The organism is Xenorhabdus sp. KK7.4, assembly GCF_963876465.1.
Taxonomy (GTDB): domain Bacteria; phylum Pseudomonadota; class Gammaproteobacteria; order Enterobacterales; family Enterobacteriaceae; genus Xenorhabdus; species Xenorhabdus stockiae.
In genome coordinates this window covers 59,607-85,736 of sequence record NZ_CAWNQF010000078.1, presented here as the reverse complement: position 1 = coordinate 85,736, position 26,130 = coordinate 59,607, and the positions used below count along the sequence as shown (strand labels likewise).

At 44.5% G+C, this 26,130-nt stretch carries 19 protein-coding genes; 11 read left to right on the top strand and 8 right to left on the bottom strand.

Annotated elements, in window-relative coordinates:
* On the top strand, window positions 1–208 hold a 208-nt coding region (locus AACS90_RS13180; RefSeq protein ID WP_206601828.1), incomplete at its 5' end, for a hypothetical protein.
* Here AACS90_RS13180 and AACS90_RS13175 read toward each other — a convergent pair.
* A complete protein-coding gene (locus AACS90_RS13175) occupies window positions 205–2,349 on the bottom strand; it encodes a TonB-dependent receptor (protein ID WP_206601827.1) in 2,145 nt (714 codons plus the stop codon). The genes AACS90_RS13180 and AACS90_RS13175 overlap by 4 nt on opposite strands.
* Before the next feature lie 213 nt (window positions 2,350–2,562).
* Between AACS90_RS13175 and AACS90_RS13170 the strand changes: the two genes are divergently transcribed.
* From AACS90_RS13170 to AACS90_RS13135, 8 genes are all read left to right on the top strand, one after another.
* Window positions 2,563–5,406 (top strand): condensation domain-containing protein, encoded by a 2,844-nt coding sequence (locus tag AACS90_RS13170; RefSeq protein WP_206601826.1) that lies wholly within the window; start codon window positions 2,563–2,565, stop codon window positions 5,404–5,406.
* Between the two features lie 88 nt (window positions 5,407–5,494).
* Window positions 5,495–6,454: an ABC transporter substrate-binding protein gene (locus AACS90_RS13165; protein WP_099120525.1), complete on the top strand. Its 960-nt coding sequence runs from the start codon at window positions 5,495–5,497 to the stop codon at window positions 6,452–6,454.
* An 89-nt stretch (window positions 6,455–6,543) separates the two neighbouring features.
* Window positions 6,544–11,064, top strand: a complete 4,521-nt coding sequence (locus AACS90_RS13160; protein ID WP_193757129.1) for an amino acid adenylation domain-containing protein — start codon at window positions 6,544–6,546, stop codon at window positions 11,062–11,064.
* Between the two features lie 20 nt (window positions 11,065–11,084).
* Entirely contained in the window at window positions 11,085–12,440 is a 1,356-nt protein-coding gene (gene basC / locus AACS90_RS13155; RefSeq protein WP_099120523.1) for a putative histamine N-monooxygenase, read from the top strand.
* Window positions 12,418–13,578 (top strand): histidine decarboxylase, encoded by a 1,161-nt coding sequence (locus AACS90_RS13150; RefSeq protein WP_099120522.1) that lies wholly within the window; start codon window positions 12,418–12,420, stop codon window positions 13,576–13,578. The genes basC and AACS90_RS13150 overlap by 23 nt, the downstream gene beginning before the upstream one ends.
* Window positions 13,579–13,800: 222 nt before the next feature.
* On the top strand, window positions 13,801–14,598 hold the full coding sequence (locus tag AACS90_RS13145; protein ID WP_099120521.1) for an ABC transporter ATP-binding protein: 798 nt from the start codon (window positions 13,801–13,803) through the stop codon (window positions 14,596–14,598).
* Between the two features lie 2 nt (window positions 14,599–14,600).
* Window positions 14,601–15,611 carry a FecCD family ABC transporter permease gene (locus AACS90_RS13140; RefSeq protein ID WP_099120520.1) on the top strand — a complete coding sequence of 337 codons (1,011 nt, stop codon included), beginning with the start codon at window positions 14,601–14,603 and terminating at the stop codon, window positions 15,609–15,611.
* Window positions 15,608–16,663, top strand: a complete 1,056-nt coding sequence (locus AACS90_RS13135) for an iron ABC transporter permease (protein ID WP_099120519.1) — start codon at window positions 15,608–15,610, stop codon at window positions 16,661–16,663. Before AACS90_RS13140 ends, AACS90_RS13135 begins: the two co-directional genes overlap by 4 nt.
* Window positions 16,664–17,037: 374 nt before the next feature.
* On the opposite strand, the gene AACS90_RS13130 is transcribed toward AACS90_RS13135, so the two are convergent.
* Window positions 17,038–17,484 (bottom strand): VapA/VapB family virulence-associated protein, encoded by a 447-nt coding sequence (locus tag AACS90_RS13130; RefSeq protein ID WP_099120518.1) that lies wholly within the window; start codon window positions 17,482–17,484, stop codon window positions 17,038–17,040.
* 881 nt (window positions 17,485–18,365) lie between these two features.
* Between AACS90_RS13130 and AACS90_RS13125 the strand changes: the two genes are divergently transcribed.
* A complete protein-coding gene (locus AACS90_RS13125) occupies window positions 18,366–19,292 on the top strand; it encodes a hypothetical protein (protein ID WP_099120517.1) in 927 nt (308 codons plus the stop codon).
* Window positions 19,293–19,359: 67 nt separating this feature from the next.
* On the opposite strand, the gene AACS90_RS13120 is transcribed toward AACS90_RS13125, so the two are convergent.
* Complete coding sequence (locus AACS90_RS13120) at window positions 19,360–20,043, bottom strand: ArsR family transcriptional regulator (protein ID WP_099120516.1); 684 nt, start codon at window positions 20,041–20,043, stop codon at window positions 19,360–19,362.
* A 130-nt stretch (window positions 20,044–20,173) separates the two neighbouring features.
* On the opposite strand from AACS90_RS13120, the gene AACS90_RS13115 reads away from it, so the two are divergent.
* Window positions 20,174–20,503 (top strand): antibiotic biosynthesis monooxygenase family protein, encoded by a 330-nt coding sequence (locus AACS90_RS13115; RefSeq protein WP_099120515.1) that lies wholly within the window; start codon window positions 20,174–20,176, stop codon window positions 20,501–20,503.
* An 81-nt stretch (window positions 20,504–20,584) separates the two neighbouring features.
* Here AACS90_RS13115 and AACS90_RS23335 read toward each other — a convergent pair whose 3' ends face one another.
* The 5 genes from AACS90_RS23335 to AACS90_RS13095 all read right to left on the bottom strand — a co-directional run bounded on the left by AACS90_RS23335 (window position 20,585) and on the right by AACS90_RS13095 (window position 26,122).
* The gene (locus AACS90_RS23335; RefSeq protein ID WP_193757128.1) at window positions 20,585–20,935 is read right to left on the bottom strand and encodes a DUF2645 family protein; all 351 of its coding nucleotides are present in this window, start codon (window positions 20,933–20,935) and stop codon (window positions 20,585–20,587) included.
* A gap of 333 nt (window positions 20,936–21,268) precedes the next feature.
* The gene (gene flgL, locus AACS90_RS13110) at window positions 21,269–22,234 is read right to left on the bottom strand and encodes a flagellar hook-associated protein FlgL (RefSeq protein WP_099120513.1); all 966 of its coding nucleotides are present in this window, start codon (window positions 22,232–22,234) and stop codon (window positions 21,269–21,271) included.
* A gap of 26 nt (window positions 22,235–22,260) precedes the next feature.
* Window positions 22,261–23,901, bottom strand: coding sequence for a flagellar hook-associated protein FlgK (gene flgK, locus AACS90_RS13105; protein WP_099120512.1), 1,641 nt, complete (start codon window positions 23,899–23,901; stop codon window positions 22,261–22,263).
* A gap of 134 nt (window positions 23,902–24,035) precedes the next feature.
* Window positions 24,036–25,004, bottom strand: coding sequence for a flagellar assembly peptidoglycan hydrolase FlgJ (gene flgJ / locus AACS90_RS13100; protein WP_099120511.1), 969 nt, complete (start codon window positions 25,002–25,004; stop codon window positions 24,036–24,038).
* The gene (locus tag AACS90_RS13095) at window positions 25,004–26,122 is read right to left on the bottom strand and encodes a flagellar basal body P-ring protein FlgI (protein ID WP_099120510.1); all 1,119 of its coding nucleotides are present in this window, start codon (window positions 26,120–26,122) and stop codon (window positions 25,004–25,006) included. The genes flgJ and AACS90_RS13095 overlap by 1 nt, the downstream gene beginning before the upstream one ends.
* Window positions 26,123–26,130: the final 8 nt, after the last annotated feature.

The window sequence follows — 26,130 nt, the reverse complement described above, 5'->3', positions numbered from 1 at the left end:
CGCAAGGTGTTTTAACAAATCAAAAGGGGTTTTTATAGCTGCCTCATCGCTGAAAGCTCTACGGAACCCCCTGCCTAGCAGGGGGTTTTCTATATACAAAAAACCTGATGATCGACATCATCAGGTCAAGATAATCAAGTCATTTTCTACTGTGGGAGGCGCCAACCCTGCTCAAGCGAAGATCGGCGCGCTCAATGCTGATTTTTAGAAGCTCATTTTAGCCCCAATACCCACTTCACGTGGTTCTAAAATATTTCCAGAAAGCCCGGCTGTACGGTCACGGTACTTATTTGTCGGCGCACGTCTGTCAAAAATATTATTTCCGTAAACGAAGAGTTCCAGATTATTAGTCGGATTATATGAGAAACGAAGATTGGAGACTGAATAAGAACTGACTCGTAATTCAGGATCGTTTTGGTCATCAGAGAAATAATGATCCACGTAACGAAGAGACCCACTCAGACGAAATTGTTCGGTGATATTCCAGTCAGCACCGATATTAAACATATAACCGGGTGCTTTAGAGAAGTGTTTTCCTTCAAACGAGTTGCCTCGATAATCAGCGAATTTTTTGATTTCAGTATGAAGTAATCCAAGCCCACCGTTTAAGCTTAAATTGTCCAGTACCCGATAATCCGCGCTTAGTTCAACCCCATAGCTTACCGCTTTATCGGCGTTAACAAGAATCGAACCGTTAGATTTGTCTTCCCTGTAATCATCTACAGCACTCTGGAACCCCTTATAATCTGTATAGAAAATATTGCTGGTTACCAGTAATCGGTTATTGATGGCTTTACCACGGGCAAACAACTCATAATTCCAGGCCTTTTCCGGGGCAAAGGTATAATAAGAATGCCCGGAGAAATTCACACCTGTACCACCCGGAGCATAACCTTTACTGACTAAAGTACCGACAGTGACATCGTCAGTAATATCGTAAGCAAGGGAAACTTTCGGCAGGACAGCATGGAACCCTTTACTATATTCATGATAAACACCGGGTACATAGCTGTTAATCCCTTCATGCTTAACCTGATCATATTGATAACGCAAACCGCCAGTCAGAGCCCATTTTCCCGCGAAACGTCTGGTCGCCTCTGAGAAAAGGCCAATGCTCGTGTTAGTCAAATCCGCATCAGCCTTGCCCAAGACATTATTAAGCACGTTTCTGGCCTTATCACGCGAGTAATAAAGCCCTGTCACTCCACTCCAGATTGAATATTCATCACCAAAGTTCAAGTGTGTTTCGTTAGTGATATTGTTCGAATCACGGTTTGCGATACCTGGCAACATCTTCGTGAAAGTGTAACGGTATTTCGATGCAGAATATTGGAGTTGGTTGGAGAGCACGATATCGTTGTCAAAATCATACTGAAGATCGAAGATACCGACATTACTGCTAGTTTTAGATCTGTTTATGCCTAAAGTCATACTCTTCAAATTACTGTAAGGTAATGAAGCAGACTCGGCATCAGAATTTTTTGCTGCTGTATGGAAGTAGGTTAGTTTAGCCAGCCAAGGGCTATCTAGTGGTTGCCAAAGTGCTTTAAACCTGGCATCCAGATTTTCAGAACCTTTCCTCATATCAGAATCATAGAATCGAGGGTTGGTATATTTCATAAACGTATTTCTGCCGCTGTAATCCACTGCGAGGCGTACCGCGAGATCGTCTGTCAACGGCCCATTGACAGTAAAGGACGCTCGTTTCTTTTGGTGGCTTCCATACAAAATCTGACCATCGAATTCGGGAGTAAAGGTGGGATCGTTTGTCTTGATAATAATTGCCCCGGCAATACTGTTTGCTCCCTGTGTTGTGGTTTGTGGGCCCCGGAAGACTTCTATTGAATTCACGTCCCAAATAGGCCCTCTTCCCAAACTGAATTCCGCCGCACTCATATAACGACCATCAACACTGGTGGTTGCTCGCGGTATCGGTTTGGAAAGAAAAGTATTTCCCCCTACAAGAGGCCCGTTCGTCTCAATACCGCGAATACTCGGTGCCTCTGTATTACTGGTATAAAGCACATTGGGTGTACCCTGCAACATACCACCGATGGTTGTCGCTTCGGGCTTATTTCGTATCTCCTGTCTGGAGATAACGGTAACTGAACTTGCCGTTCTTTGTAGTGATCTTGCCGTTTTTTCACCGGTTACAGTGATGATATCGGCTTCATCGTTCCTCGTTTCATTTTTCTTTGCTTGATCAGACGCAATCGCTTGCCCTCCCAGGGAGGATAAAGAAAGCAAAATTGCACTGTTAAGTAACATTTTTTTACGTGAAAAAATCTGATTTCCTGCCTTGATAGCTAGGGGAGTTACTGCCTTTTTCGGGATGATTATCATTATCATTATCATTATCATTACTGTTCACAGGCAGGTAATATTATGTTAACCTTCTAATTTGTCAATTACATATTTGTTAGTATTTCTTCAAATACGGGCCGTTACAGCACATATTCTGCGGGTAACATCTGGCTTTCCTATGCCGTATTTAATGGCTGTTAGCCCGTATTAATACACTTAAAAAAAACAACTAATTAGTTTGATAAAGCGGGATTTTTTATGTTGAACATTGATTCAGGAAAGTTATCGCACGTAGCCGTATCCCGTTATGAAGAACATATCTGGTTACTCCAGCAACAGAATCCTGACCGCGTACTTAAACAGCTCTCAGCCTGGCAGCTTCATGATGATGTTAATATTTCAATGGTGGTGCAGGCTGTCCAATCTGTTGTTGAAGCAATACCGGATTTGAACGTACGTTATGAGTTAAATGATGACGGTGAATTGTATAAAACCCGGGCATCGAGCTGGCAGTCATGCCTTGAGTTTTTCTATGCCGGTTCACATTCAGACATGCTCCAGAAAATACTAACTGTGCAAGCATCTGTCTGGCTTCCTGAACAGAATCCCCCCTTCAATATATTGATAATACAAAGAAGTGATAAAGTTGTTTTAGCGCTTATCTTGCACGAAATACTGGCGCAAACTTGCCATGAAACCGAAATTATCGAAATGCTGACCCGCGCTTATGCTGGTCACTTAGTAAAACTTTCACCTCTAAAACGCACTTCCTTATTACCTTACGATGGAAAGGCAACTTCTCTTGTGCCTTGGCTATGCTGCCGCAATGATGAGAATTTCACCATTCGTTCCTCTTTTGGTGAGGCAACCTATCTGAGTAAAGGTCGGCTCGCACTGCGTTGGAAAACAGGACTTAAAATTAATGAACTGGAAAAATTTCTTCCTAGCGACAGATTACCTCACTATGTGCCAGCCCTTATTTCGGCCCGATTTTCTCAGTTTATCGCTCTGCTTGGAGGCCAGAAAAAGCTAGCACTGTGTCTGTTGCAGCCGGACGGGTTCCGTCGCCTTGTTATCGAATCTGACATGGCGGAAACACAGATTGTCAGCTCCATCATGGATAAACTTCAGGCTCAACCAGACGAAAATAATTTTCTCTCCGATGCTCCCGTAACAGTAAGTGATGAACCTGAGATATATGTTCGGTTGTTATCTCGCCCGAACGATCTGGTTGAACAACAGAGCTTACTGAGTCAGTCAATTCTGTTACCCACCTATGAAATGCGGCCCGATTTTGAGCTGGCAATGGAGTATGAAAGTACAGAGGAAATTAGTCTTATTTTAACAACCGGCCAGTCGGTTTCCAGCCATGCCGGCGAGTTCTTAATGAGCCGTTTTGTGTCTTTTCTTAAAGGTACTGAAGATGCCATTATGCGCTTAGCTGCAAAATCTGTGTCTGACTCAGGTATACCTTCTACGCATGATGCCACCAGCAAAGAGATCTCCGTTGGTACTGACGAAATAGCAACAATAATCCTGTCGGAATTCCGTGAAGCTTTAGCGATTACAGATATGACACTGGAAGATGATTTTTTTGATTGTGGCGGTCATTCCCTGCTGGCAACACGTATTATCGGTAAATTGCTTGGTACGCACGGTCTGGAAGTACACTTTGGTGATTTCTTCAGCCATCCTTCAGCTACTGCTTTGGCATCCCGTGCGATCAGAAAAAATCAGAATAAAGGCGCCATCTCTTCGGCACAGAACGATCATTTAACGGCCCCATTGGCACTTGCCCAAACCTCGCTCTGGGATGCCTATAAGGCCTATGAGTTTGGCACTATCTTTAATCTACCATTCGCTCTGGATTTTCTTGATGAGGTTGATGAAACAATCCTTGAACAGGTTTTTTCTGATCTTATAGAACGCCATTCCAGTCTGCGTACCCTGTTCTATGTTCAAAATGGCGAGGTTTATCAGCAGATTGTCGCGATGTCGGACATGAGTGATTATAAATGGTTCTGGTTCAGTCACGAAAATCAGGGTGTACACCTTGATGATGAAGCGGCTTATACGTTCGATCTTTCCCGTGAATTGCCAATCAGAATACGACTACTCCGCAATGCGGAAACCGGACGTCAGATATTATCGCTTCTGGTCCACCATATGGTTATTGATGAATGGTCGCTAAATGTTCTGATGGATGAACTCTCCCAGGCTTATTTATCACGTTCTTCCGGTGTGGCCCCTATCTGGAAAAAACCCGTATTATCATTCCATCAATTTGCCCTGCAACAGCAGGCGAACGGCTTTAATCAAAAACACCTCGATTACTGGACAAACATGTTGCGTAATGCAACTCGCGGATTAGAACTCACCTTATCTGACAACCAGAAAACTGTTGCAGCGCATGAAAGTTCATCTAAAGCCGGCTGGATCGAGTACAAACCTAAACCTGAAGTCACTCATCATCTTTATTCCTTTGCCCGACAAAATAACGCATCCCTGTTCAGTGTCGTCTACGCGGCAATTGCGCTTTCTCTGCATAAGCTCGGTAATCTGAAGGATATCGTAATCGGTACTTCTGCATCAGGTCGAACCGAACATGATACTTATGAAACAGTCGGCTATTTCACCACCATGGTTGCACACCGGTTGCAATTCTATCCGGAGAAACCCGTCGGTACACTGATCGAAGACACCAGAGATACAATCAATAACTCAATGCCGTATGCAGATGTGCCGCTCGATCTTATTCAACAATCGTTGGGGATGGCACCTGAGGAGGGACTAATCTTCGACGTTTATATTCAGATCCATGCCAATAATGCACTGAACGGTGTACTTAAGACCCCGCCTGGTAACGATATACGCTATCGACAAATCGATCCCGATAAAAAGGAATCCATGTTCGGTCTTCAATTCGAAATTATGGAAGATGTCATTGATGGCGAAAGAATCATGCGATTGGTCATTACTTACCGTGAGGAGCGTTATCCTGAAGAACTTATCCAACGCCTCTGTGAAACAATAGAGAAAATTTTCTCATTCTTCACCATACCTGGGGCCTTAAGCCTTCCTCTTGCTCAAGTGACTGTGTGATATCTATAACAACCATAATTAACGTGAGTCGGTCGGTGTTAACTGACGGACTCATATAACCCTGATCCGTTCTGAAAGAGAAAACATTATGCGATCTGCTATTACTGTAATATTAATGTGTCTGATGGGAACATCGGCCTTTGCCGCATCACGGCAGGTTACGGATACCTTAGGGCGGGATGTCGTTATTCCTGAGGAGCCACAGCGTATTGTGGTTATGAGCGAGCCAGCTATCGGCCTGCCCTTAATGGAGCTGGGTGTTGAACCTGTAGGCAGTTACGGGCGCACGGAAGATGGTATCTACCAGCTTGGAACAGATTTCGTCGATACTGTTCTGGGTGAAGGGCGTGCAAAACCAAAAGGCATCGGTGCTGGGCGGGAGATTGATCTGGAAAAACTCTACGCGCTGAAGCCCGACCTGATTATCGGAACAGAATTTGATATCGACAAAGTAAAACAACTTTCAACAATCGCCCCTGTCTATCTGCAAAATTTCCTTTCTGGGAAATCCCACAATTTTCATATTGAAGAAAATCTGGCCCAACTGACCGGACGTGAGCAGAGCTTTCAAAAACGACGGGATATGTATTTGCAACGCGTTGCCGCAACGCGCGCCCTCTTGCCGGAAAATCCGGCTAAACAGACTTATCTGCCGATCCTTGTCACAGATCAGATCAATGTCGTTGGCGAAGCAACCGGTTTCACTCAGGCATTGGAAGATCTTGGTTTCACCCGGCTGAACCTCTCGAAACAAAGCGGCCTTTCTGCCAATTCATCCCAACTGCTTCTACAGTTGAGTGCGGACAAATTAGGCGAGCTTAACCCGGACGTTCTGGTCGTGCTCAACAGCTGGGGCAGCAAGGCACACGATGAGAAAGCCATTCGCTCGGCGCTTGATCGGGTTGTCCCCGGATGGGCTCACTATATGAAACCCGCCCGCGAAAAACGGATAGTTTTCCTTAACGCAGGTGAAGTTTTTACCCCCACATTTGCCAGTGCGGAACATACGCTTAAAGCCGTGGAAGAATGGGCTAAGTCGAAGCAATAAAATGATCCTGCTCGCCAGAGGCTGCTCGCATTCAACCTATTTTTATACTTGTACCTATTAACAGCATTTTTCAACTACGTGAATAAACTATGAGAGAATTAACGTCAATGCAGGCAGCTTACTGGGTCGGGCGTCATGTTCAGGCCGATCTGGGAGGCGTTGCCGCGCATCTTTATGCTGAGTTCGACGGCGATGACATTGAAGTGAGTCGATTTAAACAGGCTCTGGAACGCGTTTGTTCTCTACATCCAATGCTAAGACTCTGTGTCGATGCTGAGGGACTTCAGTCTGTGACTTCATCCGGTGAGCCATTATTGCCGGAGATCGACGATTTTCGTGGATTAACAGAACAGGAAGTGGAGAAATTACTTCTCGTTAAACGCACGGAGTGGACTCATCAGAAACTTGATCTTTCTTCCGGTCAGGCATCGCGGTTCTCGCTCAGTCTGCTAAATGACGGAAAATTTCGCCTGCATATTGATACGGATATGATAGCTATCGATCCTTCAAGTTTCAGGGTACTAATGGAGGATCTGGCGATATTTTATGATAATCCAGACCAGCCAGCTCCGGTAATAGCATCATATTTCGAATGGTGCGATCAGGTACGCACCGATCCCCACCTGAAAGCAGCCCGTGAAAGGGATAGAATTTGGTGGCGTTCACGTATTCCACAGATTCCACCAGCCCCTGCTCTGCCTATGAATAAAACTCAGCCCGATCAGGTTCACAGCCATCGTCTGGCGGCATGGCTTCAGCCAGAGGAACGTCAGGCGCTGAAACGGCTTGCCCGAATACACAAAATAACCATGTCTAGCCTGATGCTGGGGCTTTTCTCCATTATTCTTGGAAGGCATACCGGAGATAAGCAGTTTCGCCTCAATGTGCCGATGTTCTGGCGCTCTCCCCATGTGAATGATGTAGAAAGAATTGTCGGCGATTTCTCTAATGTGCTTATCCTCGGCGTTGATATCAATGGAGCTGAAAGCCCTGCTGACCTTAGTCAACAGCTTGGCGAGCAACTGACCGATTTGCTCGCTCACTCAGCTTATCCGGGGGTGAATCTGATGCGTGACCTTTCCCGGCATCATGGTGCAACGCAATTAACTCCAGTCGTCTTCACCGCCGCTTTGGATATGCCGGGGGAAGAACTTCTCTCAGATCGCGTCAGGCAGGTATTCGGTTCTATGAACTGGGTTATTTCACAAGGCCCGCAAGTTGCACTTGATGCACAAGTGGCATCTGCCGATGGCGGTATTCTCATCAATTGGGACATTCGTCTGGATATACTGCCAGAAGCATGGATAACCTCAATGTTTGACAGTTTTGTCAATTTCGTCCGTGAAATCGCCACACACCCACAACGATTCGATGAAGCAATACATTCTTCACCCAATAACGTCGCAGCCTTATCATCAATAATCAGGCGCAAATCCGCTGATTCTACCGCGCAAATTGATCTGAAAAACAATATTGGCCTGAAAAACAATATGGAAAAGACAGATAACACGGAAAAACCATTAACCGCCCTTCAACTGGCGTATCTGCTTGGGCGACGGGCAGAATTGCCGCTGGGTGGCGTCGCGATGCAAGAGTTTCGTGAATACCGCGGAAGCATGGAGTTGGCGCGTTTGCGAAATAATCTGGAAGATATGGTTCAGCGTCATGACAGTTTGCGCACCCGAATTGATGCCAAGCGACTTGTCCAATATGTTAGTACAGAAGCCGATATCAATTTACACCAAGTCGACCTGAGTGCTATGTCACGGGAAGAAGCTTTCCGCTATGTAGAAAACCACCGTGAAGAATATGCACATGCACTTTGCGATTTGGATCGTTCTCCATGGGACATAACATTATTTCGTTTACCAAAAAATCCGTCAGAAAAGGATGAGCTGATTGCGTTTGTTCGTTTCGACGCGCTGATCCTTGATGGGCGTTCGATAGCTTCTCTGATGGTAGAACTTTTCGAGGGCAAAGTTTCACTTGTGGCGGATACTGATGCCTCCTTGAATGAGAGTGATATCTCTGAAAAGCGCAAAACAGATGAAGCATATTGGAAAACAAAACTTGATGCCGTCAGCGGTGCCCCACGACTTCCGTGGATAAAACCATTGGTGCAAATTGGCACATCCCGCTATGCACGACAAAGCTTGATTGTAGCCCGGGAAGATTATGCCGCAGTATCAAAAGCCGGTACTAAACAAACGCTTTTTAAGAATTCCACTATTATGGCTCTGGTGCTTGAGGTTCTGTCCCATTGGAGCGAAGAGAAAAATCTATCTATCGGCATTCCCGTGGCACCGCAGCTCTCTGGTGTTTTGTGTAATCGTTCAAGTTTTATTGTGGTCAACTGGAATGCTGAGCAAGGCAACCTTTCTGAACGGGCCAGCACCCTACAGAACGATGTGATGGAAGGGATTGAACACCTTGCATTTTCAGGTATAGACATTACCCGAATGTTGGTTGAAAAAAATGGGGCTGGCCCTGTTTTACCTGTCGTCATTACCAACGGGCTTTCATGGCCGGTATCAGGTCAGGATAGTGGTATGCAGTTGCATCGCGGGCTGACTCAGACACCACAAGTCGCGATGGATATCCGTTTTTCAACCAATGCGAACAAAGAGCTTGTTTTTGACATCGATTATGCAACTTCCGCAATTGAACCCGCTTTCATTCAGGACATTTTACAGGCTCTAAGCAAGGCGATACAGGCCATCGTATCATCAGGCGTATTCACCCTTTCAGCGCAGAATATTATCGATACAGACCACTATCGATTAAACAGTGTCGAAGCTGATTTTCACTGCGGACAATTTCTCAGTCGGATAGCCGCCAATATTTTCGACAACAAAAACACCAAAACGGCACTCATCTGTGGCGACAGACATATCAGCTACGCTGATCTTGGGCGTGATGTACGTCGAATTATGGGCGCTTTCAGGGAGAAGGGGCTTTCCGAGGGTAGCGTTGTCGCCCTTTGCCTGCACCGTGGGCCTGAGCACACAGCAATAACCCTAGCCTGTGCATTAACAGGGGTGATCTGGGTTCCGATAGACGCAGACTCCCCTTTTGAGCGACTGCATTATCTCCTTGAAAACTGTCATCCGGATCTTGTCGTAACGACAAAAAGAGAAGGCATTGAACATCCGGCTGAAATGCCTGAAACACTTTTGTCTGCCGAGCCTTTAGCAGAACTCCCACTTCCGCTTGACGCTCTCTCATCAAGTGAGGCGCCCGCCTATTATCTGTACACATCAGGGACAACCGGAAGGCCAAAGTGCGTTGTTTTATCCAATAAATCAACATCGAATGTCATTACCAGTACCCTTAAAGAGTGGTCTGTAACACACCAGGATGTCTTCATTTCTGTAACGCCTTTACATCATGATATGTCGGTCTTCGACATTTTTGGGTGCCTGACCGCCGGTGCAACACTGGTTCTTCCTGCTATCGGTGAAGAAAAGGATGCCCTGTGCTGGAACCAGTTAGTTGTCAGACACAAGGTCACATTATGGTGCTCTGTGCCTGCTATTTTGGAAATGCTCCTCGCTTGCCGTCAGAGTGATGAATTGAAAAGCCTACGGTTGATTGCTCAGGGTGGTGATTATATCAAACCTGCTGTGATTAGTAGCTTGCGTACACTTCTACCGTCAGTGCGGCTGATTTCGTTAGGAGGACCAACCGAAACGACTATATGGAGTATATGGCACGAAATTGGGCAGGATGATATCAGCCAGATCCCTTATGGAAAACCCTTGCCTGCTAACAGCTACTTTTTGTTGAACGAGTGTGGTAACCACTGTCCGGTCGGTGTGACTGGCCTTATTCATACGGCTGGTGTCAATGTCGCACTGGGTTATCTGGAAAACGGGAAGCTCACCCAGACCAATTTTGTCACCATCAGGGATACAAACGGAGAAGACATCCGAGCCTTCCGCACCGGCGACCACGGGCACTATCGTCACGATGGCATCATTATTTTCGATAGCCGCGTCAACGGTTACGTCAAGGTGCGCGGGGTGCGTATTTCCTTGCCGGACATTGAAAATGAACTGGTTCGTCATCCGTCAGTTAAGCACATTCTTGTGGTGGATTATGGCGATGAAATGCATGGTGAAACCTCTATCGGCGTACTTTATGTACCACTAAAAGAAGATGCCCTGTCAGGAGCAGAATTACGCAAATATGCCAGCCAATGTCTGCCTCCATCACATGTTCCGACACGGATATTACAGGTCACTGAATTACCGCTCTCGCCAAATGGTAAACCTGATCGCCCTAAAGCACGCAGCCTATTGATGGAATCTGTGCATGAAGCATCGCCTATTCGACACAATTCTTCCCCTGAGCAACAAACAGAGATAGAAGAGACGGGAATGAAAAAGAAAGTGCTGGAAATCTATCTGGACGTGCTCGGCCAATCACGAGATAGCCATTTTGATGGTTCCAGCGACTTCATCAGCATGGGATTACGCCCCCAGCATCTGAAGACAATTTCGGCACGAATCTCCGAGGAATTTGCTATCGGGGTTTCGTTACCACAATTGCTGCGTTGCCGTAATGCCGCAGAGGTTGAACGGCAACTGAACGCATCTCTGCGCTTTTGAAAATAGTTCGGATTATTAACATGAATAATATTGACCTTATCGGTATTGGTATCGGCCCCTTCAATCTGGGATTGGCGGCCCTGCTTTCGTCACACTCTAACCTGACCAGCCTTTTCCTCGAACGCAAGGCTGAGTTTCGCTGGCATGAAGGTCTTCTGCTACCGGGTACAACGTTACAGGTTCCATTTCTGGCCGATCTGGTCACGATGGCAGACCCTACACATCCTCTGAGCTTCCTGAATTATCTTCATAAGCACGACCGTATTTACAAATTCTATTACTATGAAAAATTTCAGATCCCACGTCAGGAATATGACCATTATTGCCGCTGGGTGACACAACAGCTTCCCTCCTGCCAGTTTAGTGAAAATGTCATTGATGTGGCGTATGAACCAACATCTGAACGTTTCATTATTGAAAGTAAGACTCACTCGCGTTCAACGCATCAGTACTATAGTCGTAACCTTGCTATTGGTATCGGAACAGCTCCGTTCCTGCCTGAATGGGCTAAAATCCAAACCCAAGCGCCTATCTTTCATTCAGCAGACTTCATCAACAAACGAGCTCAACTCTCAACATGCCGACGTATAACAGTGATTGGATCAGGGCAAAGTGCTGCCGAATGCGTGCTGGCACTCTATAGTGCGTTGACTCCTGAAATGATAGAGGACGGTGCTTCAGTCCAGTGGATCACCCGCTCTGCCGGTTTTCACCCGATGGAATCATCGAAACTCGGTCAGGAATGTTTTACGCCTGCTTACATGAACCATTTCCACAGCATAAGCAGAGAAAAACGCCGCAAGATCGCATCGGGCCAAGGGGGGCTTTATAAAGGTATCAGCGTCTCAACTATCGCAGATATCTTCGATATTTTGTATGAACGTTCCATCGGCGGTCGTGATCCGGGTCTTTCGCTTGTTTCAAACTGCGAGGTTGAGCAAGTGGAAAATAGCGAAGACTCCGGGACATTGCGGATCGTTTTTCGCCATCAGCAACTCGATGAAGTCAGTTCCATTGAAACTGACGCCATTGTTGCTGCTACAGGTTATAAACACACCAGCCCAAAATGGCTAGAAGGACTCAAACAAACGGTACTTGCCACCGATGATTACGGCGATTTGATTGTGAAAGAGGACTTTAGCGCTCAACGCCTTGATAAAGGAAAAGGCCTTATTTTCGTGCAAAATGCTGAGATCTTCCAACATGGCATTGGTTCTCCCGATCTGGGACTTGGCGCATATCGTAATAGTATTATTGCCAACCAGCTTCTTGGCCGAGCGCATTATCGCTTACCTCAAAACTCGTCATTCCAAAGCTTTGGTCTGCAAGAGCATCACAATATCGGAGATAAAAATGACATTATCCCTTGCCGATAAGGGCAGACTAGATGCATTTTGGTATCACTGTGTTAAAAACCAGCATTTCAATATCGGTTATCCTGAGTCCTCAGACTTTGATTACTCTTATTTACAGAGATTCATGCAGTTCTCTATCAACAATTGCGGGGACTGGGGGGCGGAATGCAACTATCTTTTAAACTCCTTTGAGTTCGAAAAAGAAGTCATGGAGTATTTTACTGAACTGTTCAGAATTCCATTTGAAGACAGTTGGGGTTATGTGACCAACGGGGGAACGGAAGGTAATATGTTCGGCTGCTATCTGGGACGAGAATTATTCCCGGATGGCACACTCTATTATTCAAAAGATACTCATTATTCGGTGGCAAAAATCGTCAAATTATTGCGTATCAAATCTTGTTTAGTGGAATCTCTACCCACTGGTGAGATAGATGATAATGACCTGCTACAGAAAATCATCGCTCATAAAGAACCCCATCCCATCATCTTTGCTAACATTGGCACGACATTGCGCGGTGCGGTGGATAACATAAAAATCATTCAACAGCGTATGCAGCAAGCAGGTATCGCCCGCGGGAATTACTATCTGCATGCTGACGCCGCCTTAAGTGGGATGATCCTGCCATTTGTAGATAACCCGCAACCCTTCACCTTTGCCGATGGTATCGACTCAATCAGTGTGTCCGGGCACAAAATGATAGGCTCACCCATTCCTTGCGGAATTGTTGTTGCGAAACGGAAAAACGTTGAACGTATTTCCGTTGATATTGATTACATTTCGGCTCAGGACAAGACTATCTCCGGTTCACGTAATGGCCAGACGCCACTGATGATGTGGGCCGCTATTCGCAGCCACTCGTTCGCCGATTGGCGTCATCGCGTCAAACGCTGTCTGGAAATGGCACAATATGCCGTCAAGCGTTTCCGGTCTGCGGGGATAGATGCCTGGTGTCATGACAACTCTATTACGGTGGTATTTCCATGCCCGTCGGTCGCTGTCTGGAAAAAGCATTGTCTGGCAACATCGGGAAACACGGCACATTTAATAACCACAGCACATCATCACGACAGTAGTAAAATCGATATCTTAATCAATGACGTTATTGCTGATTCCCGCCAGATAGTTAACGTGCGGGATGTTGTATGTGAGCAGTAAAAAATAACAGTGAGGCTGATTATTTTCAGGCTATGCGGCATTAAAGATGCAGAGAATGGATCATCCATAAGATAAAACCGTAACCTGACTGCTCGTCAGATAAACGATAACAGCCACCATTTTTCTGCTGTGTTATGGATAGGGTGATTTTGGTATTCTGCCTGAACCCTAACCATGTCACTGTAATTTTTTTTATATATAAGATAACTGAAGGAGCTTTTGGTGCTTACAGCAAAAAATCTCACCGCAACTTACGGTAAAAAAACCGTATTGCATGATTTGTCAGTAGACTTTGCTCAAGGGCGAATTACCGCACTCGTCGGGTCTAATGGCTGCGGTAAGTCAACACTTCTGAAGTCCATCATGGGCTTCATTCCACTGAAAAGCGGGGAAATTTTACTGGAAGGTAAGCCGATTGCAGGGATAGGCCGCAAAGCGCTGGCCCGAAAGATCTCTTATCTGCCGCAGGAATGCCACTGCCCGGACTACATGACACTGGGAGAGTTGATCGAACTGGCTGCTTGTGGACGCCATTCTCTTTTCGGCGGGGCATCTGCGCGGGATCGCAAACTATTTCATGATGTATTAGACATCGTCGGTCTGGCTGATCAGGCCAGCTCTCAGGTCAGCGACCTTTCAGGAGGGCAACGCCAGCGGGCCTGGGTGGCGATGGTGCTTGCACAGGACACTGATATCATTCTTATGGACGAACCAGTCAATCACTTAGATATCAAATATCAGTACACCGTACTAAAACTGATCCGCGATCTCTCACTCCAGCACGGAAAAACCATCGTTGTGGTGTTACATGATTTAAATCTGACGACCACTTTTGCCGATGATGTAGTGATGCTTAATACTGGCAAAGTCATTGCCGCGGGGGCTGTCAATAAGACAATAACGGTAGATAATATCCAGCGTGTATTCGATATTCCGGCTGATATTTTCAGTTATAACGGCAGCCTTATCTGTCAGCCTTATCCGGGCATAAACCATCCTGAAAATTGGTCCGGAGTATAACGATGAAACCCCGTCTATTCTTTATATTCGCACCTTTTTTATTACTGCTGATCTTCTTTTTTAGTCTTTCTTTCGGTGTAAATATTGCCTCATTTTCGCAAATTTATGCCGCCTTAACCCAGTCTGAACCACAAAACTATGAACAAGCCGTTATTTTATACCAGCGACTGCCACGGGCGCTGATCTCTGTTTATGTCGGCGCGGTGATGGCATGCAGCGGTCTTGTTTTCCAGGGATTGATCCGCAACCCGCTGGCTTCTTCATCAACATTAGGCATCAATGCTGGTGCAACACTGTTTGTCGTAGCTGGTGCAATCGTTTTTTCACTCGACCTGACACTACAAGGCATAGCAGCACTTTTGGGTGGGCTACTTGGTTTTTTATCATCTCTTTTGATATCTCGTCTGGCGGGCGTTAACACCGTTTCTCGCGACTTACTGCTGATACTGGCTGGCACATTAATAGCGATGCTTTATCTTGGGGTAAGTAATGCTGTTCTTCTTGCTTATCCTGAAACGCGAACTGAATATTTGAGCTGGCTAGCAGGAGCTATCAATCATGTCTATATCACAAGACTACACCATTTCTGGTGGTTCGGTCTGCTGGCCTTAATCGTACTTTTATTACTGGCACGTCCGCTGACGCTCATTCTGCTCGGTTACGAAAAGGCGCACTCGATTGGAGTGAATGCAACGCTTGTTTCGCGCATTGCGTTAATTGCAGCCATAGTTGCATCCAGTTCTGCTGTTGCCATATGTGGTCCGATTGGTTTCGTAGGGCTGGTTGTACCCCATATTGTCAAGCCTTTGGTTGGACAGAACTTTATGCTGTCGCTGCCAGCCTGTGCTCTGGCAGGAGCAAGTGTCTGCCTGATCGCTAATCTTTGTGCGCAGACACTCTTCCAGCCTTATGTCATTCATACCGGTATTCTGATGGATTTTTTGGGCGGGCTGTTTTTTATCTGGATCATCAGAAAGCGCTATCTTTCAACAAAATCAGCGAGATTGTTATGAAGTTCGGTCAGGCAATAGACGGAAAAAGAGTATTACGTTTCGCGAATGGATTACAAATGCGTACCCTCGATATAAAAGTCGGGTTATGTCTATTTACCATTACGATCATACTCGTCGTTATTTCTTTAAGCGTGGGAGTTACGGACGTTGGTGTCTATGAATTCTTGCATATGCTTTTCGGTAATTCGCTGGAACACCACCAGTTTTATGCACTCTGGGTTGTACGCATCCCGCATATTTTATTGGGGCTGATGGTTGGTTGGTGCGCAGCTCTTGCCGGTGCTATTCTGCAACCGATTGCTCGCAATCCATTGGCCGATCCCAGTCTTTTTGGCATAAGTCAGGGTTCAATGACAATGATCATCATCTTGCTGGCGTTCGTTCCCAACGCACCTAACATGCTGATCGTCCTTGCTGCACTGGCTGGTGGGCTGGCTGTTGCATTGTTTTTGACTTTACTCGTCGGCAATAATCGCGCAAGTGGTTTGGCAATTTTACTGATGGGAATTGCCGTTTCGTCCGTTCTCGGTTCAGTTAGCTCTTTTCTTATTCTCTATCTTCCAACAGAATTATCCCTCCACCTTGCCGGATGGATGGAAGGATCATTGTTTCAGGCCAGCTGGTCAGTTATCGCATCATTCATACCATTATTTTTATTGAGCATTATCGGCATTTTGCTCATCGGCCCCGCGTTAAATCGCTATGAACTTGGAAACGAACTTGCTTTGTCCCTTGGAGAACCTATCAAATATTCCCGCCCGATGCTGATGGGATTCTCTGTCTTGCTAAGCGCTGCATCTGTCACCGCAGTAGGGCCATTGAGCTTTCTAGGAATACTGGCACCACATCTGGCCAGCTTTATTTCATCGGCTACAGGTCGCGCCCGTTTGTTTCTTTCCGCTCTGGTGGGCGGCAATCTAGTCATTGCGGCAGATATCATAACGAAAGCAGCACCAGCAGGCGTCTTTATCCCTATCGGATTGAGCTTCACACTTATTGGTGTGCCCCTGTTCATCCTGACGATGCGGCTTCGCGCACTGCGTAAACGCTAAATATTTGCCGTATCTGTTGTGGAATAGAGCCCGTCATTCAACCGTGTTCCGTTTAAACCGTCACTGAAAAATCTTCTTCTGAGAAGAAAAATTTCAGTGACGGTTTTTTCTACTTTTGGAAAATATCTCAGGTGTGACCAATTATTGTCAACCCCATAATTTCTTAAACTTTATTTTAGGATAAATTTATATATCCTTAGTTTAATAACCAAGAATATATAAAAGTGAAATTAACAATTCCATACGTCAACAAATAATTTCTTCAATAATAAAACATTAATCTGTACAATACTTAATTAACAAGTGAGGATTAGGGATTCCTATTTCATTTTTTAAAATTAAAACTTTCATCATTCTCAGTAAAAATAAAATAATTAACTCCAGTTACCCGACCCAGACCCGATTCCTGTTACCAGGGAAATGCCTAGACCAGTGAAAACTCCAAGAGGAGAAAGATCTGCACTTTGGAAAGTAATACCTAAAACCAAAGAATTTCCGACAAATTTAAAATGTGTAGTATCAGAAAAAAGTTTATCTAAATTATCTGTCCAAATCCAACCCTCTGAAGCACCCACACCAATAGAAGAAATTCCCCATGATTCACCTCGAAAAACCTCATGATGATCTTCCACCACGATGTTAAAAATCTGTTTAATGAACTTGCCAACATAAGAAACTGTAGCTTGATAACCCTCAATTCCCAAAGAAGTAATTTCTTTTATTGTTTTATCAATAAGCTCAGCTTCCAATTTACCTTCAGTATATTTTTTAACATCTTCAATCATTTTTAATCTTATTTCATTGTCTTTTATTGCACTCATAATATTACTCCCACCATTATATAAATATATTTTTTATAAAAAAATAATTAATTTCAACGACCCTGAACACAACCTTCCTCTAGCATAAAAGAAATGGGTGGACCTTGAAAACAGCCAAGAACAAAATAACCTGCGCAGAAGAAATATACACTTAAATAAACGGTAGTTTCTAAAAAGAAAAAACATACCGTATCAGAAAAAAGTTTAGCTAAATTATTTATCAAAAACCAACCATCTTAACTATAATATTATGATGACTATTTTATCGATAAGATCAGCTTCCCATTTACCTTCTGCTTTTTTAAAAAATGTTTAATCATTTATAGATTTATTTTTTCTTTTTCACTCATAAAACCATCTATATTGTATAAAATGCAAAAAAAAAAAAATAACACTCCAAAATATAAATAATATTATCACTCCTCATTAGAGGCCATTTTTAATAGTAGCACCCCATCTATGTAATAAATCACCCCAAATAAAACAATCATCATTAAATTTAATGGGATTTTCTTGATAAAGAATAATTCAAACACATTACAATAACAGTATGGATAATTACCAACAATGTACTAAATATCATTTCATTATATTAAACGTATTTTTATACATAAGTGATTATATTTCTATTTCATGACCAAAATTTAGAAATCTTAATCCATACTTATAAATTTGCTTTACCTTTATCATCTGAAATATTTTTTAATATAACAATTAATAAATCTCTCTATTGAAATCTAACTCATATACTAACTATCTTATTAAATTAGATAATTAAAACATATTATCTATTGATCTTTTTAAGAAAAAAGTTAATTTCTGTTATGTAGAAAAGTATCGCCTTTATATAAATCAGATTTAAAATACTAAAGGAGATCTTCATGATAGATAAAAATTTAGCCTGTTCTGAAATAAAATCCCTTCCGTGGAGAAGTGATGATGCTCCATTATTAGTTGTTCTTGGGCAGTCAAATAGTTATGGTCATGCCACTCAACTGGCACCAAATGAAGCAATTACTCAGGGTTTAAATAATGTATTTGCCCTGTCCCTGCCTGAAGTTTATAGTGTCAATTTTTCAACCATTAACTGGACAGGCCTGACGAGTTTTGGCCATGCCAATATTGGTGCTCCGTGTGGTTTACCGCGAGGTAATCAGGATCATCCGGTTAATATCGCCAATCGTTTTGCCCGCTATTGGCAAAATCATATTAACACCGGTAATATTCTCAAATTACCTGATCTTTATGTCATTCTCATGGGATACGGTGGGCAGGGAATGTATTTACCTGATACTCCTGATAACCGTTGGGCGCCAGAGCGGGACCCTGATGATGTAGAATCACTCTACCCCCGCGCAGTCAGAACATTAAGGATGGCGGTGAATTCCCTGCGTAAAATGGGTAAAAATCCCCGCATACTGGCCGTTCACTGGAATCAGTGGGAAGCAGAAACTGAAAGTTTAGCCGCCGCAAAAGCCGCAGAAATGAACTTTACCCGTATCGTTACCGGCCTTAGTGATGCCATAGGATCCCGCAATATACCGTGGAGATTTTATTACCCGCTTTCAGTCTGGTTTGACCCCCTTAATACCAGCTATGTTTCCGAAGCAATGAATAGTGTGATTGCGGCTAATCCTGAGTATCGTACACTCGTCGATGCCAGAAATGCACCAAACTATAACGGGATCTCCACCCAATTTGGGGTATTTACTCCCGATGATATGCATTACAACGCAGAGACCCAAAAATGGTTTGCCCGACAGGAATGGGCTCAGATTCTGGCTGGTTATAAAGGCGTTGAGTTGTAGAATGTATCTATACTTTCCGTCTTTCAGATTGCCTTTTTGTTGGACATAGGTGGTGTAAAAATACCACCTATATTTCCACACCAAACCGCTGTTTAAGTGCCCGCCTTCCTGTCTCTGTCAACGTTAGTTCCCGACTATCCAATTGCCGGATAGCCCATTTTTTCTGCAAAAAAATATTCAGCAGCGATGAACCCAGAAAACCACTAAGGTGGAAATATCGTTCACTCCAGTCAAGACAGGAGCAGGCAAATTTCCGTCCGGAAATTGTTTTCTCATCCAAACTCAGGCCAAGAGAAAAGAAAAATTCTTTCCCCTGTGGCGTTAAACGGTAATCATCCGTTATCCAAAAACGGGACAACAGACTGTTATGAATTTTTACGGCGATTTCTCCGGACATATGGTCATAGCAAGTTCGGAAGGAACGCAATGATTTTGGTGTCGACGTTTTAATAACCCCGAAGCTTTCGCTATTAACAAAACACATCATGCTTTCCAGCAATACTGCGACTTCTTTACTATAAATTTTAAAATAACGGTATCGCCCCTGCTTAATACTGCTCACCAGATTTTGTTCTACTAACCGGCTTAAATGCGCACTGGCTGTCGAAGGTGCTATATCAGCCGCGGTACTTAATTCAGTCGCTGTGTAAGCGCGGCCGTCCATCATCAGAAATAGCATACAGAGACGAGCACGATCCGATAATAATGCAGAAACTACAGTGACTTTTTTCTCCAGAGTTAATTCACACATATCTATCCCATACCTGATACAGCCAACAAAGAGGCTACTTGAAAAACGAAGAGTATATTTCGCTGCCCAACGAAGTAACCGTCAAAACGGCAATATATGATTACGTTTTCTATTCTTCAAGGAAACGATAATGTTAGTAGTTATATTTGAAGTCGAAATCGCAGAAAACCAGAGTGAACGTTACTTTGACACCGCAACCATGTTAAGGCCACTACTGGATACCATTCCGGGCTTTATTTCTGTAGAGCGCTTTCAAAGCCTGTCTCAAAATAATAAATATCTTTCATTATCCTACTGGCGGGATGAGGAATCTGTTAAACAGTGGCGGAATACCTGCCAACACCGGGAAGCACAGATATTAGGACGCAATGGGGTATTTTCAGATTATAAATTGAGAGTCTCAGCCATTATTCGTGATTATGGCATGTATGAACGGGAAGAAGTGCCAAAGGAAGATTAACCCTGAGCTATCGGGAGATCGGTTGCCAGCATCTCCCGATATACTCGCCACCTTTTAAGTCATAAATTGTATTAGCCACAGCTAATATACAGCAAATGAGCACCCCATTAATCGGCCGAAGAACATCCAGTACCAGTATCCTATTGCAAATCCTGCAATCAACATATAGCTGATCGATTTGAATTTACATACTGAAAAAGTTTTTACTCCTTTTACGACAAATATCAGCAGAAAAGGTAGCAAAAAAAACAGACATAAAGGTGCAGTCAATGCCCTGTCATCATCAATAACAAAAGAGCTGACCACATCACAAACGGTATTTATTCCTTCCTCTCCGATTGTCCATTCATAATCAACAGTTGACAAACAACCTATCAATATCGTACTGAACAAAATAAAAGTAATACAGGCGAGTATATTTAGAGTTTTCATGCACATTTGTTTTTCTTATCTGTTTATAAGGCATAAGACGAGATTTAATCCTTTCCTAAGTTCACTAACTTAAATCTGAAACGTTTATATCAAAAAACTTAATACATGATTCTTCTTACCTATCAAAGATAAGATCTCGATCACAAGATAAAATAATATAATAAGAAAAAAAGAAAGGATTTACTGAATGCAAAATAACTCAATACACATTAAGAGGTATAAACCATTAAAGCTATTAATAACAATGCGTTATTAAGGAAACCAAAGAGGAAATAAAAAGCTCTTACCGCAAACAGATAAGAGCCGGAAATCACAGAAATAAATTAGAATGTGTTATCTATACATCTCAAACAAAGACATCCCTTTTAGATCAGTAAATGCTTTGAAAGAAGCCTGCAAAGAAGCCTGTTGCTGATAATAGTTGGAAATCGTGGAAGTCCAGTCCACATCAACTAACTCCCCTGAGCGAACTTTGTTGGCAATACTGCGTTCACTACCCAGAGAATCCAGCTGTTCCAGTTCCTGAAGCTGTAAACCCAGTACCGCTTCAACAGAAGAGAGGTTATTCAGGCTATTACGAATCCCACGGTTAGCTTTGTTGATAAGCTCCGCCGCTTGGTTTTTTTCTTCTTCAGTCGCTGAACTGTATGGTGTTCTTAAAGCTTCGATTGCCAGATCAATCGTGGCAAAAATATCAGATCCACTCGCAGTTTTGCCATCAGGTTCTTTGATTGGATTAGGAGGCGAGGATAAAAACACCTGCTGTCCGGTATGAGCGATAACCATTGAGCGGTTATCATCCACTTTCTGAGTGATTTTTTCAGACCCACCTACATAAGTGACTTTGCCATCTTTATCCGCTGAAAAAGGCGGCACATCAGTTTTATAGCCGGCAAAAATATAACGGCCATTGCCATCAGTTTTATTAGCAAGGTTTAACAGTTCCTCTTTAAAACCCTGCAATTGCTGTGCATAGGATGAACGATCCTGATCACTTTGTTCATCTGCTGCTGCCACTAAAGTTTCAAACACATTCGTTGTTACCTTAACGGCATTCGCTGTAATGCTCAGCTGGGATGACATTGCATTTTTGGCAAAAATACGCGCAGTGGTAAATTGCTGGTTTTTCGATTCAGACTGAGAAACCATGATATTTTGCGATGCCGCCAGAGGATCATCAGATGGGTTAATAACCCGGCGTCCGCTGGACAGTTGCTCACCATATTTCATCCATTTGGACTGAGCGCCAAAAATTCCATCCATTTTCTGGCCGTATAATTGATTCGTACTTACACGCACAGTATCACTCCTTCTTATTCCTTTTATCAGCGAATGCCTAAAATAGCATCGAACAACGTCGTCGCCGTCTGGATCACACGGGCATTTGCCAGATAATACTGCTGCATACGCTGCAATTCGCCGTACTCTTCATCCATATTGACGCCGGAAATTGATTCACGGGTTTCTTTCAATTTATCAACGATATGGCCCTGTGTTTCAACGCTGATTTGTGCGCTGTTGGCTTTACTGCCCACGGTACTCACCAATGAGGCATAAGCGCCGGAAAAAGAAGCCTTGCCATCCACCAGACGCTTATCCTGTAATTCAAGGAATTTCTTCGCGTTGCGGTTATCACTTGGGCCAGCACCTTTCTCACTGGCGGTTGCCAGTTGGGAAGAATCCTTGAGGTTTACTTCCAGTGTTGCGATAACATTGCCGACAGTTTTCAGGGTATATTTATCGTGTTCCTGTGCATCAGGCGCTGTGATTTCGACTTTCAGTCCATCGAATTCCAGTGTATTGCCGTTTTTGGTTACAGCAACCATTTCACGATCAGAGACTCGCTGTACTTTCCAGTCTCCACCTTCATATTTGAGGGTATAATCGCTGGCTTTGACTTTCGTGGAATCCGCATATTCCACCTTAATCTCAGCCGTGCCTTTGTTATCACTGCTGGAAATAATTTCCGACTGTTTAAAATTGAAGAAATTAACCCCTTTCTCGCCTTTCAGATCAAAACCGCCGTGTTGTACCTGATTAAACTGATCCGCCATCACCAGCGCCAGTTGGTTCAGTTCATTACGAGTCGAGTCAACCACTTCGCTGCGAACGCGCAATGCACCACCCAACGCGCCACCAGAGATGAAACGCTCATCAATTTCTCTCGTACCTACTGTGCCGTTGTTATAACCCAGCGTAATACGGCCGCTGTCAGCACTGGATGGAATGGCTTCCATACGGTAGGATTTACTGCCTGATACCAGTGACATACCACCACCGAATGAGACGTTATAAACGCCACCATCCTGCTGAGTCACATTCACTTCCACCAGCTGATTTAATTTATTGACTGCCAGATCACGTTTATCCAGCAATGCCAGCGGTTCACCCGTGCCAGTACCACGCATACGGATGATTTCGTTATTCAGCTTGGCAATTTCTTCTGCATATTTGTTGATTTCTTTGACATTCTGCTCAATCTGAGAATTGATGCCACTATCAAGCTGGCGCAGGAATTCATCAGCTTCTTTAAAGCGACTGACCAAGCCTTCCGCTTTGCCTAAGACCGTAGTTCTTGCCGCGCTGTCTTCTGCATTGCTCTCAACGGTACCAATGCTTTTGAAAAAATCTTCGAAAGAATTAGAAAGACTGGTGTCTTTATCGGCTAACAGATTGTTGATCTTAGTTATCTGTTCGTTATATGACTTTAACGCCGAGTGTTTGGTCTGAGCTGAATTGAACTGCTGGTTAATAAATTCGCTGTATTCACGGTTAATAGTCGTAACCGCTGTTCCGTTACCTATAAAACCCACCGGGGACATAGTTCCATTATTTTGCGTCATGACGGTGTTCTGTCGGTTGTAGCCCTCACTTTTGGAGTTGGCAATATTATTACTTACTACACCCATTGCCACCTGAGCGGCATTAATACCGCTCATCGCAGTATTCATAAGACTGTTGGACATGTGTAGATCCTTTTACGTTTTCGCTCTGCCTCTATTCAGAGAGACATGACTGCTATCGTTATCGGTATAAATTCTCTGTAAAAGTTATCGGCAGAAGAACCTGAACCTTGAACAAAAATGATTTGGACGGTGACTCAGAACAAATCATCAAAATCGTAGGTATAGGCTTTTACCATCTGAGTGCCGTTACTCTTTAATTGCTGGATCAGTGATACCAGTTTCTGGGCATAACCGGGGTCTGTGGCATAACCTGCTTCTTGCAAGGAATGAGCCCCCTGCTCTGCGGTCACTGATTGTGCGACTTTGGCGTAGCGGGGATTTTCCGTCAGCAGCCTGACGTAATCCGTAACGGCTTCCAGATAAGAATCATAGACCCGGAAACTGTCACGCATTTTTTGCGGCTCACCATTCACATACTCGGTTGTCATGATATTGGTGACCGCGCCCCTCCAGTTTTTACCCGCCTTAATACCAAACAGGTTATGGCTCGGTTTACCTTCTTCCGTCAGTATTTCCCGCTGACCCCAGCCAGATTCCAGCGCCGCCTGTGCAATAATCAACAAATGAGGAATGCCGCTTTGCTGACTGGCTATCTGTGCAGGTATGGAAAGCATGGAAACAAAACTGGAGCTGTTTACTGGCAGAGATTTTGACTGTGTGCCTCCTGAAGAGGATTTATCAGACTGGCTTTTTTCGGGCATCGCCCGGCGTAAAAACTGCTCCAGCGCTTGTGTCGGCAGAGTATGCAGGATGTCATTGCCCAGCGGCATCGGCACGGTTCCGGCCAGTTCACTGGGAGCACTGTTCGCACCAGAAACCTGTTTGACAATCATATCGGCAAATCCCAGCCCCTTTTGGGAGAGATCCTGAGCAATTTGCTGATCGTACATCGAAGTATAAAAACGCGTCTGGTCACTGCTTAACATGCCGTCCTGCGGCAACGAGGAACGCATACTTTTCAGCATCATCTGAACAAATACGCCTTCCAGTTGTTGGGCTACCTGCCGTAGCCCCTGTTGTGGTTCCTGTGATAATTTGGCTTTCAGTGAATGAAGTGAGTTCACATCATAAGCCGCAGTCGGCATCGACAGAAAATCATTCATCAGATAATCTCCAGCTTCGCCCGTAAGCAGCCTGCACTTTCCATCGCCTGTAGAATCGACATTAAGTCTGTCGGTGTTGCACCCAACGCGTTCAGTGCACGGATAACCTGAGTCAGATTCGCACTGGAGTTGACTTTCTGTAGCACACCGCCCTGCTCCTGAATACCAACACCTGTATTACGGGTTACGACAGTATTACCACCCGCCAACGGAGTATCCGGCTGACTGACTGCGGTTTGACGTTCAACAATCACAGACAGGCTACCGTGCGCAATCGCACAGCTATCCAGTGTGACATTGCGGTTCATCACCAGCGATCCGGTACGGGAGTTGAAAATCACTTTGGCATCACCGGCATCAACGCGAATATTCAGGTTCTGCACTTGTGACAGAAATTTCACCTGCTCACTGTTTTCTATCGGCAGACGCAACTGTACTGTGCGGGAATCCAGCGCTGTTGCCGTACCCACACCTTGCAGACGGTTGACCGCATCACTGATTTGCTGCGCCAGACTGAAATCATCCTCATTCAGTTGCAGATTCAGTGTCCCTTTCTGGCCGAATCGCGTTGGTAACTCCCGCTCAATAACTGCACCATTAGAAATTCGTCCGCCTGCCAGCTGGTTGATTTTCACGCTGTTACCGCCGGCGCTGACACCCGCCCCGCCAACCAGAATATTACCCTGAGCCAGTGCGTATACCTGATTATCCACACCTTTCAGTGGCGTCATCAGCAATGTACCGCCGCGCAGGCTTTTGGCATTACCCAGTGAAGAAACCACCACATCAATATTCTGCCCTGAACGTGCAAAAGGTGGCAGCTTAGCTGTCACCATCACAGCAGCAACGTTTTTAAGCTGCATATTCGTGCCGGGGGGCACAGTAATACCCAGCTGTGACAACATATTATTCAGGCTTTGCGTGGTGAAAGGTGTCTGCATGGTCTGGTCACCCGTTCCATCCAGCCCAACCACCAAGCCATAACCAATCAGCGCGTTATCCCTGATACCTTCAATCGTCGTCAAATCACGAATGCGTTCAGCAAAAGCGCTGGTCGGTGCGAACGTATTGAACAGTACCAGCACCAACGTAAAAAGGCTGGCGACTAATTTTTTCATCCTGACCA

Bases quoted from the DNA above. Each gene is read 5' to 3' on its own strand.
- AACS90_RS13175 (WP_206601827.1), bottom strand. From the start codon at position 2,349: ATGATAATGATAATCATCCCGAAAAAGGCAGTAACTCCCCTAGCTATC.
- AACS90_RS13170 (WP_206601826.1), top strand. From the start codon at position 2,563: ATGTTGAACATTGATTCAGGAAAGTTATCGCACGTAGCCGTATCCCGT.
- AACS90_RS13165 (WP_099120525.1), top strand. From the start codon at position 5,495: ATGCGATCTGCTATTACTGTAATATTAATGTGTCTGATGGGAACATCG.
- AACS90_RS13160 (WP_193757129.1), top strand. From the start codon at position 6,544: ATGAGAGAATTAACGTCAATGCAGGCAGCTTACTGGGTCGGGCGTCAT.
- basC (WP_099120523.1), top strand. From the start codon at position 11,085: ATGAATAATATTGACCTTATCGGTATTGGTATCGGCCCCTTCAATCTG.
- AACS90_RS13150 (WP_099120522.1), top strand. From the start codon at position 12,418: ATGACATTATCCCTTGCCGATAAGGGCAGACTAGATGCATTTTGGTAT.
- AACS90_RS13140 (WP_099120520.1), top strand. From the start codon at position 14,601: ATGAAACCCCGTCTATTCTTTATATTCGCACCTTTTTTATTACTGCTG.
- AACS90_RS13135 (WP_099120519.1), top strand. From the start codon at position 15,608: ATGAAGTTCGGTCAGGCAATAGACGGAAAAAGAGTATTACGTTTCGCG.
- AACS90_RS13130 (WP_099120518.1), bottom strand. From the start codon at position 17,484: ATGAGTGCAATAAAAGACAATGAAATAAGATTAAAAATGATTGAAGAT.
- AACS90_RS13125 (WP_099120517.1), top strand. From the start codon at position 18,366: ATGATAGATAAAAATTTAGCCTGTTCTGAAATAAAATCCCTTCCGTGG.
- AACS90_RS13120 (WP_099120516.1), bottom strand. From the start codon at position 20,043: ATGTGTGAATTAACTCTGGAGAAAAAAGTCACTGTAGTTTCTGCATTA.
- AACS90_RS13115 (WP_099120515.1), top strand. From the start codon at position 20,174: ATGTTAGTAGTTATATTTGAAGTCGAAATCGCAGAAAACCAGAGTGAA.
- AACS90_RS23335 (WP_193757128.1), bottom strand. From the start codon at position 20,935: ATGAAAACTCTAAATATACTCGCCTGTATTACTTTTATTTTGTTCAGT.
- flgK (WP_099120512.1), bottom strand. From the start codon at position 23,901: ATGTCCAACAGTCTTATGAATACTGCGATGAGCGGTATTAATGCCGCT.
- flgJ (WP_099120511.1), bottom strand. From the start codon at position 25,004: ATGAATGATTTTCTGTCGATGCCGACTGCGGCTTATGATGTGAACTCA.
- AACS90_RS13095 (WP_099120510.1), bottom strand. From the start codon at position 26,122: ATGAAAAAATTAGTCGCCAGCCTTTTTACGTTGGTGCTGGTACTGTTC.